At 49.8% G+C, this 994-nt stretch carries 1 protein-coding gene; it reads left to right on the plus strand.

Features of this window, described 5'->3' with window-relative positions; translation table 11 throughout:
• On the plus strand, positions 1–964 hold a 964-nt coding region (locus HCN83_RS17935), incomplete at its 5' end, for an ISL3 family transposase (RefSeq protein ID WP_168009784.1).
• Positions 965–994 lie beyond the last annotated feature (30 nt).

Consider the following 994-nt stretch of genomic DNA (forward strand, 5'->3'; position numbering starts at 1 on the left):
GATTCGCGTTCCTGCGGAACGCCGCTACTGCCGCCAATGCGGAGCAACCTGCACCGTATGTTTACCAGGTATTCCTATGCGTGGGAAAGCCACAAATTCTTTTCGCACTTTTCTCTTTGAAGAATGCCGTGGTCGATCCATCGCGGATGTATCCCGTCGCTTTGAGATTCCTTATACAACATTGGAACGCTGGTTTTATGAGGAAGCTCCACATCACGTACCTGTGCAAACAGCCAAATATGTCAGTATCGATGATTTTGCCATGCGAAAAGGTCACACCTACGGTGTGGCCGCAGCAGATTTAGAGACGGGGCAAGTATTAGATGTCGCAGAGGGTCGGAGCAGGAAAGCAGTAGAAAATCTGTTAAAGAAAACAGCGCCCGATGCAGAAGTGGCAGTAAGTGATGCAGCCCCGGCGATGGAAAAAGCCATTCAAGCTGCCTGCCCCGATGCGGTGCATGTACTGGATCGCTTTCATGTCGTTCAATTTTTCACGGATGCGTTGAACAGACGGAGAAAATACCATTTGTCCGCAGAAAAAAAGCACGGGAACGTGCGCCGCGTCCTTCGGCTCCTTTGTCAAAAACCAGCAGAGCTCACGGAAGAGGAACGACGAGAGGTACGCAGTTGGCTCGAAGCAGATGAGCCCCTGGAGGCGCTCTATCAGGCACTGCAGCACATTCGCTATGTCTTTAAAGGAACAGAAGAGCAAAGAGCGAAACACCGAATGGAAGCTTGGTTTGCCCGTTGGTCCTTTCATTCGGTGAGTGCTGTTCGAAGTATCGCGAAGACCTTGGTCAAGCGCAAAGCATCATTGCAAGCAGCAGTGGTGCATTCCGCATCCAATGGGATGATCGAAGGGATCAATACGAAGATCAAACTCATTAAGCGCCGCGCTTATGGCTATCGAAACAATGAACACTTTAAAATACGTATCAGTTTAGAAACTGGCCGAGCAAACTAGCTCGTCAACTACACTTTATGGTGAAGAGCC

The organism is Alkalicoccus luteus, assembly GCF_012034335.1.
Taxonomy (GTDB): domain Bacteria; phylum Bacillota; class Bacilli; order Bacillales; family Salisediminibacteriaceae; genus Alkalicoccus; species Alkalicoccus luteus_A.